This window comes from Photobacterium sp. SKA34 (assembly GCF_000153325.1).
Taxonomy (GTDB): domain Bacteria; phylum Pseudomonadota; class Gammaproteobacteria; order Enterobacterales; family Vibrionaceae; genus Photobacterium.
In genome coordinates, this window is sequence record NZ_CH724145.1 from 386,436 (window position 1) to 402,205 (window position 15,770).

Consider the following 15,770-nt stretch of genomic DNA (forward strand, 5'->3'; position numbering starts at 1 on the left):
CCCATTATGAGCCGTAAAAACAAGAAAGCCCCTTGGGATGAAGAAGAAGAAATCATCTGGGTAAGTAAATCCGAGATGAAACGCGACATGGATGCGCTACAAAAAATTGGCGAAGAGTTAGTTGGATTAACGCCTAATGCACTTGCCAAAATGCCTCTTGATGACGACATGATGGATGCAATTAAAGACGCTCAGCGTTTTAATAAAGAAGCACGTCGCCGTCAGCTTCAATATATTGGCAAGCAGATGCGTCATATGGATCTAGAACCAATACAAGCGGCACTTGATAAATTACGCAATAAGCACTCTCAGCATACCGTTGCGCTGAAAAAGCTTGAGTTAAAGCGTGATAAGTTAATCGAAAATGGCGATAGCATGATCAATGCTATCTTAGTCGATCACCCAGATGCTGATCGCCAACATTTACGCCAGCTTGTTCGCCAAGCAACAAAAGAAAAATCGCAAGAGAAGCCAGGTAAGGCTTACCGTGAAATTTTCGAATATTTAAAATCTTTATACCTAGCAGACTAAGTGATCACTCACATTTTCTAGCTTTGATAAAGTAAAAAAGCCAGCAAGGTTTATCCCTTCTGGCTTTTTCTTTATCAAATAGACGTGCGAGAAGATTTACTCTGTACCACCGACCGTCATTGAATCAATTTTCAGGGTTGGCTGACCAACACCCACAGGCACACTTTGTCCCGCTTTACCACATACACCCACACCACGGTCGATATCTAAGTCATTACCAACCATAGAAACTTGCTGCATCGCTTCAATACCGCTACCAATTAAGGTTGCGCCTTTAATTGGGCGAGTGATCTTACCATTTTCAATTAAATAAGCTTCTGATGCAGAGAATACAAATTTACCCGATGTAATATCGACCTGACCACCACCGAAGTTAGGGGCGTAGATACCTTTCTTCACGCTGGAAATAATTTCTTCCGGTGTATGCTCACCAGGCAGCATGTAAGTGTTTGTCATGCGAGGCATAGGTAAATGCGCATATGATTCACGACGACCATTACCGGTAGGTGCTACGCCCATTAGACGTGCATTAAGCTTATCTTGCATGTAACCTTTCAGCTTACCGCCTTCCACCAGCACATTGTATTGCGACGGTGTCCCCTCATCATCAATGTTAATAGAGCCACGACGATCAACCAGTGTACCGTCATCAACAATGGTACATAGCGGTGATGTTACTTGTTCACCTAACTGACCAGAGAACATCGATGAACCTTTACGGTTAAAGTCACCTTCAAGACCATGACCCACAGCTTCGTGTAACAACACGCCCGGCCAACCTGCACCTAAAACCACAGGCATGGTACCTGCAGGGGCTGCGTCTGCTTCTAGGTTAATCAATGCTTGGCGGATAGCTTCATCAGCAAAATACAATGCTTGGCTTTTACCATCGGTTTCAGTTAAGAACATTTCATAGCCGTAACGACCACCGCCCCCCGCACTACCACGCTCACGTTTGTCGCCTTTTTCAACCAGGACACTGATAGATAAACGAACAAGCGGGCGAATATCTGCCGCATAAGTGCCATCAAGCGCGGCAACTAATACCTCTTCATAGACACCATTGATGCTAACAGACACTTCAGTGACTAACGGCTCTTTGGTACGAATATAACGATCAATTTCTTCCAATAATGCGATTTTTTGGAATTTATCAAGACTGCTTAATGGATTAATAGGCGCATAAATACCCGACGGTGTTATTGGACTGAAGGTTTGTACTTTGCCATTCCCCCCTTGGCGCACAATACCACGTGCTGCTTTTGCACTTTGCGTTAATGCCAATGGGTTTATTTGATCAGAATATGCGAAACCTGTTTTTTCGCCAGCAACCGCACGTACACCTACACCGCGATCGATATTAAACGAACCATCTTTAATAATACTGTCTTCCAGTACTAATGACTCATGCCAGCAAGATTGGAAATAAATATCGGCATAATCCACATCTCTTGCTGCAATTAGCCCAAGAATATTATGCAGTTCATCACGGCCAAGACCTGATTGGTCTAGCATGGTATTTTCTACGGTGTTAAGGGTCATTAATTCGCTCTTAAATTATTTAGCGCGGTTGAACACAAAATTTAGTATGTTCAGCAACAGGCATGTTGGCGCGGATCTTCTCAGATAATTGTAAATCAATATTGGCAGTCAGAACACCGGTGCCTTGCTGCTGACACGCAACAATTTGCCCCCAAGGATCAATAATCATTGAGTGGCCCCATGTTTCTCGCCCTTCATTATGCTCGCCCCATTGTGCTGCGGCAATCACCCAACACTGAGTTTCAATAGCACGAGCTCGTAATAATACCTCCCAATGCGCTTTACCTGTTAATTTAGTAAAAGCAGCGGGTACAACAATAATATCAGCACCTTGTGCGCGTAATGCACTATATTGCAATGGAAACCTTACATCATAACAAATCGACATGCCGATATTGCCATACGGTGTTTCTACGACTTTAAGCTCATCACCCGCTTTAAAAGTATCAGACTCTCGATAACTATGGTGTTTATCAGCAACATCGACATCGAACATATGTAGTTTATTATAATGCTCTTGGAGTTGGCCTTTATCGTTATATAACAAGCTGGTTGATGTAATTGAACCATCGGGTTGCAAAATAGGCATGGAACCCAGTAAAAGCCAAATACCTAACTTTTCAGTTAATGCTGATAATTCATTTTGAAATGGGCCATCATTGAGTGGTTCAGCCCATTTCTGGTAATCCGCTTTACTGCCAAAAACTATAGTATTTTCAGGAGTAACAACCAATTTAGCTCCTTGTAGCTGAAGCCCTTTCACTTTCTTTTTTAATTTAGTGAGATTATGTTCAGGATCGGCTCCCGAATTCATTTGTACTAAGCCAATCTTCGCCATGATATTCTCCCTGAGCCTATAAACTCGTTGCTCGCAATCATTCTAAAGTCTAAATTACTCTTTCTTTGTTGTATCACTGATAAAAATTAACGCAATATATTCATTTATTGCTTACTTATCAGGTACAGTATATTCGCCCGATAAACGTGAACGTTCAGTAACATTTGGCGACTCAATCGGTCCAGTTACTTGATAATTAACTTGGGTGATCACATCTAACACTGGCGATAACACCGTTGAAATAGCTAACACATATAACGCTGTTTGTGGCGCAACAGCAAAAGCAGTTAAAACAGGTATGCCCGAGGTAAAGTCAGGAATAAACTTCACATTTGCATCGACCTTTTCATTGTTCAGATCAACCTTACCTTTAATGTACATATCACCCGCTAATGCTTGCATCTTAATATCGTTACTATAAAAAGTTCCCTGCTTAATTGTTCCAGTTCCTTTGATATAGTTAAACGCTAAGCCATTATCAAATACCCCCGAGAAATCAAGCTGCATTTTTCGAATAATAGAATCTAAACTAAACAGGCCAAGCAATCGCCCTGCGCCAAATGCACCACTTACCAGCCCTTTGCCAACATCTGTTTTCACGTTGCCATTTAATGTTCGGCGATCCATCGCCCAAGGTGAACCTTGCCATGATGCCGAGATGCTCGTATCAAACGATGCATTTTGCACGCCACCTTCAATACCAAAGCGACTTAATAAATCGGAGCTATTGTCACCTTTCACTATGAAACTTAACGCGGAATGATTACGGTTATCTTTAAAATACCAACGTCCATTTGCATCTAATTTGATATTACCTGAATTAATATTGAATGTTTTTAATGTTAATTGATTTGAGGACTTTTCAAGCACAGCATTGACTTGCCCTAATCGGTAGCCCTGAAGCCAGGCATCCGATACCGTAAGTTTAATAGCAGGGATCGCAGCCATTACCTTACGATCTAGCGCTGTCACTACCGGAGATAACAAAGGAGGTGCTTTTTTAGTAACATCAGCTTGCTGCTGAGTAACTGACTTTTTATCTAATTGTGGAAAGTTAAGATGAAGGGATTTAAAAATCGCATTCACCGTCTTTTTCTGATCCCAAGTAATATAGCCTTCAGCTTGTCGGCTCTCTACTTTCGCGGACCACTGATGACCATGCTTAACATGCAAATTAACATCATCCCACACTAATCCGCCCAACGTTAACTGCTTAACTTTTGCCACTATCTTATTTGGGATCGGCCATATAACCCCACCATCATTACCATGCCTTTTATTGGTGTTTGATTGTTGCCACTTATTCGCAAGAGCGATCCACGGATCAACATTGAATACTTTAGTATCAATATTCACCACATGTCCAATACCTAATGTTGGCTCTATATCTTTTTTACCAATCATCAAATCACTCGCTGCTAACTGTGGTTTTCCATTGATAAGGTTCACGCGTACTTGGTAAGCAGCATCTGGTAACTGAAGTTGCCCATTAAACGTTTGTGCATTGCCATCAACATTCACGGTTATAAACTGCGATTGATTGGGCTTGGGTTGATAAGATAACGGATAGGGTAAATCACTCTTGATATGGGTAAGAGGTAGTATACTTTTTACTTTGTAAGTAAAATTGTCATTGTTTAAATCTACCTGAACATCTGTTTTCCAATCACTGCTACCGGATAGGTGATTTAATAATTGAGCTGGAGCATAAGGTTGTAAACGGCCTACTTGCCAATCACCAGCAACATTAACATTCACTCGGTAGTGATTGCTTTCAACACTATTACCTGTAAACCCAAGCCTTACCGGTTGCTCAAATAGCTTACCGCTTAGTCCTTCAGCCCTAATTTTTGCATTATCAAAGGTTAAACTACCGTAAGTATTATCAACAATCAGAGATGGTGTTTGTAAGTCGATACGATTATTTTTCAAAAACACCTGACCATTCGCATCCACATCACTGCCGTCAAAAGGAATATCAAGCGTTAATTTAGCAGTAACAGGCCCGCTAACCCTCACCGTTTGTAATGCGCTACCCACAGAATCGGCTAATGGTGTTTTAAGCATGTATTCTGTAACATCTTTGCCGTTAGCAGCAAGATCAAGTGCTAGTTTCAAATGACCATCAGGGGCTAATCTTGCACCACCAACCACATTAGAACCGACTGCTGATAAGGTTTTTACATGACTGGCATCGATCGTCATACGATCATTTTTAAAGCCTAAGTTAAGATTAAGATCCGTTAATAATGGCCAATCAGGATCAAACTGAAACTTTGCTTTTTTTAGTGGGACCTTAACTTCAAAGACACCATCATGATTAGGATAAGGGAATGTGTTTAAAGGACCAAACCAGAGTAGCTCTGCGTCTTTCACCGTTCCGCCTTTTATCGCGGTAGCTAGATAATGGGTTAATTTATTACCAAGCGCTGGGCGAGGTAAATAACGCCATGCTTGCCCTGCATCTTTAACAGACGCTTCACCATAGAAAGCCAACCATGCTGGCGCTTTTTGATAAAAATCGAGCCTAAATTGCCCTTTTGCATTGAGATCAGGAGTGGTAACACTCAATTTATCGCTCCATAAACTGGTGCCTTGATTATCATGTTTCCAATACGCATCAATCGTCGCATCATTGATGTTTAATGGTTTCGGAAAAACCTTACCATAAGGCAGAGCATCATCATCAACTCGAATTTTCACTGCACCTTGTGTTGTATCACCAGCAATACGCGCATTTAACTTATTAATACCAGGTAATAACTGCCACTGCTTAAATGCTAAATCATCAAGATTTAATGAAAAGTGAATTGGCTTATCTTGCTCACCTGCAACTCGAATTTTTGTCACCAGCCCCGTCGGTTGTAACTCGGTGATAGCTTCCGTAATACTGTTCGACTTGGGTAAAAAAGATCTCAATGGTAATAATCGATCTAATTTGATATTGGTCAGTGCGGCTTTCCAATTTACAGGCTGCCATTGCTTATTAAGTGAAAATTGCGCTGCAATATCAAATTTAGGCCACGCTATTTTATCGGTAGTAATATCAAATTTCTCAGTATCAATCCGCCATAATCGTTGCTGCTTATTAAAAGTTGGCTTTAGCGCAACAACACCACCATTAATAATAATTTGGTGAGATTTCTGTTGGGCCGTCCAATCAATATGACTTTTGGCAAGTTGGATCATCGCTGAACTTATCGAGCCTTGATTTAACGATAACCACGCTTGCATACTCAATTTACTATCTGAAATATCAGCGACACCAGTAAATTTTTTATTTAGCCATGGTGTGACCGAAATGTTTTTTCCTTTGAGATATAGCGCCCCATTAACACTAGACAAACCACCTTGTTCGGTAATATCTGCTTTTATGTCAACTTGACCTAATGGACTATTAATCAATCCTACTGAGCCTTGAGCAAAATGATGCCCTCCCTCATTTCGCCAGTTAAGTCGTGTAACCGCTAAATGTAATGCTTTACCAGAAGGAGAAGGAACGGTAACCGTCGCGTTTTTTAATGTGACATTATCCATACGCGTGAAAAAAAACTGCTCTAGCCTTTTAGCAAAAGAAGTATCAGAAGAGGGTTTTGAAGCTCTAGGTGGGAGTTGTGTAATATCTAAATCGAATTGCTCAATTTGGACATGTTTAAAAACAGGTCTAAATCTCATTACTGACTGCCAAAAATCCAAATAGATCTCGGCTTGTCCAACCTTAACTAATGGTGCTGAATGGTTATTTTCGGTCACCGATAGTTGATTAAGTTTTATTTCTGGGCCCGATAGTAGCCAGCGTCCATCAACTTCTTCTACCGATATTTTCGTATGTGTTTGCTGAGAAAGCCACTGCGCTATTGGCTGACGATAATGGTCAAGGTGAGGAAGAGAAAAGCGGATAGTGCTGATCAAAATAGCCAATGTTACAGCAACAATAACCACTAACCACAATACACCACGTAAGGTTTTTACCACCATACGGTTCACTGACTCTTCCTCATTTGTATCATTACATCATTACCACATCAAATTGCTCTTGATTATATAGCGGCTCTGGCTTTATTTTTACTTGTTTACCAATAAAGACCTCAAGCTCAGCTAATGCATGCGATTCATCCCCCATAAGAGCTTCACCCACAGCCGATGAAACATACACTATGAATCGGTCAGCGTCGTAAGCGCGATTGACTCGGGTTATTTCTCGCAACACCTCATAGCAAACACTTTCAACCGTTTTCACCGTACCACGACCATCACAAGATGGACACGTACCACACAACACATGCTCAATACTTTCACGAGTACGCTTACGCGTCATTTCAACCAAGCCTAATTGCGTAAAACCATTAATATTGGTTTTCACTCGATCATAGGAAAGTGCTTGCTCAAGAGTTTGTAAAACGCGTTGTTGGTGTTCATCTGAAATCATATCAATGAAATCAATAATGATAATGCCACCTAAATTACGTAAACGTAATTGGCGTGCGATAGCTTTCGTTGCTTCAATATTGGTATTAAAAATAGTCTCGTCGAGATTTCTTCGCCCAACAAACGCACCGGTATTAATATCAACCGTGGTCATCGCTTCTGTTTGATCAATGATCAAATAGCCACCAGACTTCATTTCAACTTTACGATCTAAGGAACGTTGAATTTCAGACTCGGTATCATAGAGATCAAAGATAGGCTGCTGGCCTGAATAATATTCAATATTATCTGTCACTTCAGGTACAAATTCATCTGTAAATTCTTTCAGCTTATCAAATGCTTGGCGTGAATCGACCTTAATGTTATCAATTTCAGTACCAACAAAATCACGTAAGATACGCTGTGCAAGCCCTAGCTCACCGTATAGCATCGAACGTGGCTTATACTTGGCACGACGCTCTAATACTTTTCGCCATAAGTGCTTTAAAAATGCGGCATCTTGAGCAACTTCATCGGTATTCGCCCCTTCTGCTGCCGTTCGAATAATAAAGCCACCTAAATCATCACAATGCTGTAAAACCGCTTTTTTCAAACGGTCACGCTCTTTCTCACTTTCAATCCGTTGAGACACACCAACATGGCTTGCTCCCGGCATGAAGACAAGGTATCGAGACGGTAAGGTAATATCTGTCGTTAAACGCGCACCTTTAGTTCCCAGAGGATCTTTTACCACCTGTACAACAATGTCTTGCCCTTGACGAACGAGCTCTGAAATATCGCGCACCTGAAATTGTTTTTTCTCATTTTCAGCCACACATTCAGTGTGAGGAACAATATCTGAAGCATGTAAAAATGCAGCTTTATCTAACCCAATATCGACAAAGGCCGCTTGCATACCTGGAAGTACGCGACTTACTCGCCCTTTGTAAATATTTCCGACGATACCGCGTTTCGATTCACGTTCAATGTGGATCTCTTGCAATACGCCATGTTCAATCATTGCGACACGGGTTTCACTCGGCGTCACATTGATCAGCAGCTCAGTGCTCATGGTTGCCTCTACTTATAACTTTAAAAAATCTTGTAACAGGATGTCGGTTTCCACTAACGGTAACCCCATCACTGCATAAAAACTGCCATCGATACGTTCAACGAATTTGCCACCTAAGCCTTGAATACCATAACTGCCCGCTTTATCTTGTGGCTCTCCACTTTGCCAATATTTTTTGATTTCTTTATCTGACAAAGGCTTAAACCACACTTGCGTGATCACTAACTTAGTTTCAATCCTTCCTTTCGTTGCAACAGTCACGGCGGTCATCACTTGATGTTGACGACCAGATAGCATTTTCAGCATACGCGCTGCATCATTAAAATCGACAGGTTTTTCTAATATTTGCTGATCAGCCACAACAATTGTGTCCGATCCTAAAACAGGTAAATCAGTCGGCGCTGCTTTTACTCCGGCTAAGGCTTTATCTCGTGATAAACGCTGCACATAATTTTCAGGGCTTTCGCCTGCTTGGTGGCACTCTTCGACATCCACCACAACACGTTTAAACTGATAGCCTAACTGATTTAATAACTCCATTCGACGAGGCGAACCTGAAGCAAGATATAATTGAATTGCAGCCATGATACACCTCAAACTCACATTTATACTTTAAAAACATTTAATTATAAAGAAGGGGAAGACCGATTGGCTTCCCCTTTATGTTATTGCGATTAACGAATCGAAAACTTACGACGTATACGCCGTAATAATAAAAACAACCATGGCCATAATATAAAGTTTAATACGACAGCCCATAATTGTTGTGGCTCAAAAGTCACATTTGAGACTAAGTACTCAGCCCAGTATTCAATAAGCTTACCAGCTAATGATAACAGCGCGAATACAATCGCTTGTTGCCCTAATGAAAGATTACGAAGCACTCTAAAATTTAAAGCAACAATGTAAGCAATCACCGACATCATTAAGCCACGGACACCTAATGTAGAACCTAAAATTAAATCCCACAATAAACCGATAATCAAAGCACTTCCCACATTAACACGATGTGGTAAGGCTAATACCCAATAACAAGTAACCAGTAAAACCCATGAAGGTCGAAACGGTTCCAACATTCCAGGCCAAGGAGCAGCTTGCAGCACCAGAGCAAAAACGAATGACAACCAAATCCAAATTCGGCCATGTGCTTGGCTAGTTGGCATTATTCACCTCATTGTTAGGCTTCTTGTTCTCAATAGGTGCTGTTGGTTTTACACCATTTGCTGGTACAGCAACTGCAGGAGAAATGGTTGAAACCGCACTTGAAGGCGCAATCGATTCTATTGTTGGCGTTTCTGCCGCTTTTATTCTATCGGTTGGCCAGACTAATAATAAGTAACGTAATCGATCAAATTGCACTGTTGGTTTAGCGATAATCTGTGCAAATGGGCGTTTATTATCAAAAGAGAATTCAGTCACACGTGCAACCGGATATCCTTCAGGATAACGTCCACCCAGCCCAGAGCTCACCAATAAATCACCAACACGAATATCCGTACTGCTTGGGACATGCTCAAGTTGAATTTCATTACTTTTTCCGGTCCCTGTTGCAATAACTCGAATGTCGTTACGCACAACTTGTACTGGAATAGCGTTCGTCGGATCAATCAGTAATAAAACACGACTATTATGCGCGCCAACATAGGAGATCTGTCCAACAATACCTTTATCGTTAATAACTGGCTGGCCTTCATACACTCCGTCAACACGCCCTTTATCAATCATTACTTGATGACTGTAAGGATCAGAGTCGACAGCCATCACCTCGGCGATCATCTTACGCTCACCACGAACAAACGGTGAACCTAATAAATTTCTTAAACGCTGATTTTCTTGCTGTAATTGATCAAGCAATAAAACATTACTTTTCATCACCAACAAATCACGCTTCAACGCTTTATTCTCAACTAATAATTGCTGATGAGAACTCATTTGACCATTCAGGCCATCAAGTAATTCACGCGGTAAATTAGCCGCATACTGAAGCGGAGCGATTGCTGAGTTCAAAAAATAACGAACATTGGCAAAAGCATCAAGACGACTATCGGCTAGCATAAGGCTAGCCGATAGTAATATGGCAAGAAACAGGCGTAATTGCAGAGAAGGACCTCTGCCAAAGATAGGTTTCATCTAACACTATAACCTGTTTTATAGAAAACTAACGCAGGCATTCTTACTCTTCGCTGAAGAGATCGCCACAGTGCATATCAATCATTTCTAACGCTTTACCGCCGCCACGAGCCACACATGTTAGTGGATCTTCAGCTACAACCACAGGAATACCTGTTTCTTCTGTTAGTAGACGGTCTAAATCGCGAAGTAGTGCACCACCACCCGTCAGTACCATACCACGCTCTGAAATATCCGATGCAAGTTCTGGCGGACATTGTTCAAGTGCAACCATTACAGCAGAAACAATTCCTGTTAGTGGTTCTTGTAATGCTTCTAGGATTTCATTTGAATTTAACGTAAAGCTACGAGGTACACCTTCTGCAAGATTGCGACCACGCACTTCAATTTCACGTACTTCATCACCTGGGTATGCTGAACCGATTTCATGCTTAATGCGCTCAGCGGTTGCTTCACCAATAAGGCTACCGTAGTTACGACGTACGTAGTTGATAACGGCTTCGTCAAAACGGTCACCACCGATACGAACCGATGATGAGTAAACCACACCGTTAAGTGAGATCACTGCAACTTCTGTTGTACCACCACCGATATCGATCACCATAGAACCCGTAGCTTCAGATACTGGCATACCAGCACCGATAGCAGCCGCCATTGGCTCATCGATTAAGTAAACTTCACGAGCACCAGCACCTTGTGCTGATTCACGGATTGCACGACGTTCAACTTGAGTAGAGCCACAAGGCACCGCGACTAACACACGAGGACTTGGGCGAAGAATACTGTTGTCATGTACTTGCTTAATAAAATGCTGCAACATTTTTTCAGTCACATAGAAATCAGCAATTACACCGTCTTTCATAGGGCGGATAGCAGCGATATTACCTGGTGTTCGACCAAGCATTAATTTTGCGTCATGACCTACCGCTGCAACACTTTTTGTTGCGCCTGCACGGTCTTGACGGATTGCAACCACAGAGGGTTCATCTAGAACGATGCCCTGTCCTTTGACATAAATAAGGGTGTTGGCAGTACCCAAGTCAATAGACAGGTCATTAGAAAACATGCCACGAAGTTTTTTAAACATAGTCTTCGGCTAATCCTGAAAGCTCAAAATTCGTTAAATTGCACTAAATGTACCAAGCGCTAGGCACTGAAACAAGGTAAGGATTGTCAAACCTACCACAGATTTGCAATTTATTTGCGTTAAGGTCTAATTTAACCCTTTTTCACCTCGATAAACGATGCGATCACTCCCGCGATAAACACCAAATGTCACAATCGCGGATGGATCTTCATCGCCTAATGCTCGCCAGTTATAGGTTAGCCAAGGTTGGTATTCTTTGTTGGTTTGGCTACAACCAATATTGGCAGGTGTTTCATTTGCAATACGTAACCAAAAACGGGTTTGTTGTTTTTTATAATTAGCAGGCGTTGATAGTTGTGGATGAGCTTCAATTTCATCACTTTTACCATCGCTGACATTTCCCGTTATATTGGTTGTTAATATCGATGTATTAGATCCATCAACCGGATATAATGCCAGCTTACAATAATAATTACTGTTGTATGTTGAGCCACTATCATCAGTATTTGTTTGGAATTCACTACCATCCCAATATTCAATCTTTAACGGGAGGCTAACGGGTTGATCAAATTGGCTGATCGCATCACTAAGTGTCATGCGTCCATACCGTAAATCGTTATCACCCACCAATGCACCATGTTCTGATACCTGTTCGTTATCATCCCATTTTACATTATCAGGTGTTGAGGTTTGTTTTACTCTCAATTGCCAGTTAGAAAAGGGACCATCAGGCTGGGATTTATTTGGTTGAATCACATCTAAATATAAACGCTGTACAACTAAATTATTTGGTTGGAAAACTATTTCAGACTCATTAGATATAGTATTTTCACCCCACAGTGGTAATGTTACATCGACTAAATCATTTTTACCGTTGTATTGCTTTAAACGCTCATCAAGTGATTCATAGTTTTTACCATCGAGGTTATTACCTGATGCCAATTCAAATTCACTTTTTAGTGGGCTCGAAAAACGATGGTAGTTTTTAACTTTCTGCCCTTTACTGTTATAAGAATTAATTGTAAATGCAGCACCAAACGGTTGTTCTAAATAAGTAAAGTGACTAATAGCAGGTGTCACTTGATTATTCGATAACGCAAAATACTTTGGATAAAAACGTCCAGTGTTGCGATAACCTTGATTAATATTCATACCCAAATATTGTGCTGTCGTATTCGCTTGTAAACGCACACTGCCGACTTCATTCCAAGATAAACGGGTATAGGTTAAAACTTCAGTGTGTTGTTTTAATTTAACACCTTGCAATTCACCTGGCTCACCATTCTCAGGTGTTATTGAATGATCTGATGGGATAGATAATTCAACACTTGCTGCTGGAGCACCTGATTTAGAGAAGTTAGGTGTAATTGTGCTTTCACACAAATTAATGCTATTAGAATACCGACTATTAATATCTGCAGTTTCGGATCCCGAACTGCGCCAGACTATAGGTTTTATATCAATATTAAATTTCTCACCCGCCGCCAAAAAGCCTTCACCTGATGATGATGTGCCGTCTGCTTTAACATATTCACCATCTTGATTTTTGGGACACACAGCAAATGTCCATGGGCGGGCATACACTTCAACAGAGCCTTCTAATTGTTTCCAACTCCCAAACTCTGTTGGTAATTCATCATCTGTAGAAAAAATATCGCAGCCAGTTGATAACGAGCAGTTAGGATCAGCAAGAGTTAACCCTACAATACCTGCATCGGAATATTTCAGTGCAAAGGTCGACACTCCCTTATCAAAAGAGAATGTTTCTTGAGACGTTTGCCAGTCACTATTTATAGCCTTTATTTGTAAGTCGCCATTCCCGCGGCTTGTTGGCTGTAAGAAAGTACTCGTCATAACTAACGGTTTATCACCTTGATAACCAGTTGCAATCGTTACTTGATCATTTTCGCAAGCAAGTGCTTTTACTTTAATATTTTCCCTAGGTTTGCCCGCAATTACTTTTATTGGGCTTGGCGAAATAGCAAATTTAAATGGTACAAAAGTATAACTACCATTAACGGTATTGGTTGATGGTGAATTATTTAATTGTCCTTTAACCGCTATATTGCCGATATAATCATGGCTTTTCAGCCGCAACTGACCAACACCATTTTTTATATTGACGTCAGCGACTTCTGAAACATCTTTATAAGGCGTTTCACTATTAATTGGAAACCACGATGCTTTTCCAGCTGTTGTAATATTAGTGCTCACCGATACTGAACCAGAGTAGGTGTCAGCTAGCGTTCCGTCTTCATTGTTTACACTAAACGTAACGGGTAAGTAATCACAGGTTAATGAAAACGCAGTTGATGGCTTAATATCTAAAATATAATTATCAGGTTTAGAGTCAAAACACTCACTTTGCCCAATGATTTTAGACTTATTCGTTAAAGCAACTTGATTAATAGTTATTGAACCATAAACCATAGCACTGTTGCTTAAGTTCGTTTTCTTCTCTGAATAGATAAGCGCCTTTACAACAGAGCTGTTAGACACTGCGTTAAAATCTTTAAATAACAAAGTCGAAGTTGGTGGCTCATTATATGCGTAGATCACCAAATTGTCAGGACTGCCATCTACATTAATTAAAGAGCCATTAGTTCCCGAGCTATGATTAAAAGAATACCCTCTAGTATAGATAATTACTTTATTATCCTTAGGGACAATAATTCGAGAACCATTAACGATAAAGCTATCGATCCAGTAGGTGCCCGTATTTAATGTTAGCTGACTATTTGAATCTAAAGATAATGTTTCAATTTTCATATCTTTGTTTAAGGTTATAGCTCCTCCTCTAACATACAAATTTTTATATTCACTGTATGGGATCTCTGGTTCAATTTGTTTTCCAGCATCAAATTCATTATTACTTTTATTCTCTTTAAAACTAGGAAGTTGAGGCTTATCTTCTTTCTTTACAATTAAATTTTGACTCTCATTACATGGAGAATCATCACAACCTTTATCAAGGTAATTATTAATACTTTCTTGGCGAAAACCGACATACCTTTTATTTTTTATTTCAACAGTATTTATTAGTCGACTATCTTTCCCGATTTGCAAACTCGGAGAACTATTACCTTGCCATGTTTGAGCTGGGCTTAAGAAATATTTACAAATATTATTATTGGCCAGTGGCTTTTTAGCGAAAGCAAAAAAGCCCACCTTTTCTTTTATATGCGCGCGTTGACCTATATACGTCCATGGTGGGATATCTTCATCAACAACAAAACTCACCTGTGTTAATGACTTCTTACATTGACGAACCCAACCACCTTGTCCACCTTGGCGCTGCAACTTCCCCGCAATAAAATTCGGAGGTGCGGTGTAAGTTTGTCGTAGGTTTATAAGAGTGTCACACGTGTACTTTAATGGCTTAAACTTACCAGAATTTGAAACTATATCACCTGATGAAAATTCATAGTCATAACCATTCGTTTCACCAATATTAGGAATACTGACTAAATAACCAATTTTCTCCTTTTCTTTTAAGATAATTTTATCTTTATCTTTTATATTCACACGCGTAAGTTCAAGACCTAAGTCAAACTTCGTTGAAGATATATTTTTAGTCGCGGTCGTTAACCAGCGTTTATTATTTCTCGTTTGAACTTCAGAAAGAATAATCGGCGATTCACTTATTAACCAAGAGTAAGCAGATAGGTTTATTCTTTCATATGCAGGTGAAGACCTTCTACCATCAGCAGAATATCTTTTAGTATTCGTACTGCCTGCTAATACTTGGTGCCCATCCTCAAATGTTGTCACCCCCTCTTCAATAACTAAATAAGAAATCACTGGCATTTGATTACGTGATAACGAATATGAGTCAGAAAGTGGCGCCACTATTTGTGCTACGGAAAAAGATTTTTTTGTAACATTTAGTAAGGCAAGAGTCTGAGGGGCATCATCATCTGGATTATCACTGGGTATTGTTGGCATTAAAAATACCAATGGCTTTGTCGCATATGTATTTTTTAATCTAACAACACAACCAGACCCATCCTCATAAGCAGCCGCTGATTCAGATAAAATAAATGATGAACATGTACTGGTATCGAATGTACCAAATTCATACTGAGCACTATGCGCTTGCCATGAAAAGAATAAACTGAAAAATAAAACGTTGATTAACTTAAGACATAAACGCATAAACATCC

General features: G+C 40.4%; 10 protein-coding genes. 1 reads left to right on the forward strand and 9 read right to left on the reverse strand.

Going from position 1 to position 15,770, the window contains the following annotated elements:
* Window positions 1-6: 6 nt before the first annotated feature.
* Window positions 7-531 (forward strand): ribosome biogenesis factor YjgA, encoded by a 525-nt coding sequence (gene yjgA, locus SKA34_RS20395; protein ID WP_006647371.1) that lies wholly within the window; start codon window positions 7-9, stop codon window positions 529-531.
* 96 nt (window positions 532-627) lie between these two features.
* Here the strand turns inward: yjgA and tldD are convergent, their stop codons facing one another.
* From tldD to SKA34_RS23375, 9 genes are all read right to left on the reverse strand, one after another.
* Window positions 628-2,073, reverse strand: a complete 1,446-nt coding sequence (gene tldD / locus SKA34_RS20400; RefSeq protein WP_006647372.1) for a metalloprotease TldD — start codon at window positions 2,071-2,073, stop codon at window positions 628-630.
* 19 nt (window positions 2,074-2,092) lie between these two features.
* On the reverse strand, window positions 2,093-2,911 hold the full coding sequence (locus SKA34_RS20405; RefSeq protein WP_006647373.1) for a carbon-nitrogen hydrolase family protein: 819 nt from the start codon (window positions 2,909-2,911) through the stop codon (window positions 2,093-2,095).
* Window positions 2,912-3,022: 111 nt separating this feature from the next.
* Window positions 3,023-6,889: a YhdP family protein gene (locus SKA34_RS20410; RefSeq protein ID WP_069358474.1), complete on the reverse strand. Its 3,867-nt coding sequence runs from the start codon at window positions 6,887-6,889 to the stop codon at window positions 3,023-3,025.
* A 31-nt stretch (window positions 6,890-6,920) separates the two neighbouring features.
* Window positions 6,921-8,390: a ribonuclease G gene (rng, locus tag SKA34_RS20415; RefSeq protein ID WP_006647375.1), complete on the reverse strand. Its 1,470-nt coding sequence runs from the start codon at window positions 8,388-8,390 to the stop codon at window positions 6,921-6,923.
* A 12-nt stretch (window positions 8,391-8,402) separates the two neighbouring features.
* Window positions 8,403-8,975: a nucleoside triphosphate pyrophosphatase gene (locus SKA34_RS20420; protein WP_006647376.1), complete on the reverse strand. Its 573-nt coding sequence runs from the start codon at window positions 8,973-8,975 to the stop codon at window positions 8,403-8,405.
* 89 nt (window positions 8,976-9,064) lie between these two features.
* A complete protein-coding gene (gene mreD, locus SKA34_RS20425; RefSeq protein ID WP_005371109.1) occupies window positions 9,065-9,553 on the reverse strand; it encodes a rod shape-determining protein MreD in 489 nt (162 codons plus the stop codon).
* The gene (gene mreC, locus SKA34_RS20430) at window positions 9,543-10,520 is read right to left on the reverse strand and encodes a rod shape-determining protein MreC (protein WP_006647377.1); all 978 of its coding nucleotides are present in this window, start codon (window positions 10,518-10,520) and stop codon (window positions 9,543-9,545) included. Before mreC ends, mreD begins: the two co-directional genes overlap by 11 nt.
* A 43-nt stretch (window positions 10,521-10,563) precedes the next feature.
* Window positions 10,564-11,607, reverse strand: a complete 1,044-nt coding sequence (locus SKA34_RS20435; protein WP_006647378.1) for a rod shape-determining protein — start codon at window positions 11,605-11,607, stop codon at window positions 10,564-10,566.
* A 126-nt stretch (window positions 11,608-11,733) separates the two neighbouring features.
* The gene (locus SKA34_RS23375) at window positions 11,734-15,762 is read right to left on the reverse strand and encodes a DUF6701 domain-containing protein (RefSeq protein ID WP_006647379.1); all 4,029 of its coding nucleotides are present in this window, start codon (window positions 15,760-15,762) and stop codon (window positions 11,734-11,736) included.
* Window positions 15,763-15,770: the final 8 nt, after the last annotated feature.

Excerpts from the sequence above, each read along its gene's own strand:
- yjgA (WP_006647371.1), top strand. The coding sequence starts at position 7 with ATGAGCCGTAAAAACAAGAAAGCCCCTTGGGATGAAGAAGAAGAAATC.
- tldD (WP_006647372.1), bottom strand. The coding sequence starts at position 2,073 with ATGACCCTTAACACCGTAGAAAATACCATGCTAGACCAATCAGGTCTT.
- SKA34_RS20405 (WP_006647373.1), bottom strand. The coding sequence starts at position 2,911 with ATGGCGAAGATTGGCTTAGTACAAATGAATTCGGGAGCCGATCCTGAA.
- SKA34_RS20410 (WP_069358474.1), bottom strand. The coding sequence starts at position 6,889 with ATGGTGGTAAAAACCTTACGTGGTGTATTGTGGTTAGTGGTTATTGTT.
- rng (WP_006647375.1), bottom strand. The coding sequence starts at position 8,390 with ATGAGCACTGAGCTGCTGATCAATGTGACGCCGAGTGAAACCCGTGTC.
- SKA34_RS20420 (WP_006647376.1), bottom strand. The coding sequence starts at position 8,975 with ATGGCTGCAATTCAATTATATCTTGCTTCAGGTTCGCCTCGTCGAATG.
- mreD (WP_005371109.1), bottom strand. The coding sequence starts at position 9,553 with ATGCCAACTAGCCAAGCACATGGCCGAATTTGGATTTGGTTGTCATTC.
- mreC (WP_006647377.1), bottom strand. The coding sequence starts at position 10,520 with ATGAAACCTATCTTTGGCAGAGGTCCTTCTCTGCAATTACGCCTGTTT.
- SKA34_RS20435 (WP_006647378.1), bottom strand. The coding sequence starts at position 11,607 with ATGTTTAAAAAACTTCGTGGCATGTTTTCTAATGACCTGTCTATTGAC.
- SKA34_RS23375 (WP_006647379.1), bottom strand. The coding sequence starts at position 15,762 with ATGCGTTTATGTCTTAAGTTAATCAACGTTTTATTTTTCAGTTTATTC.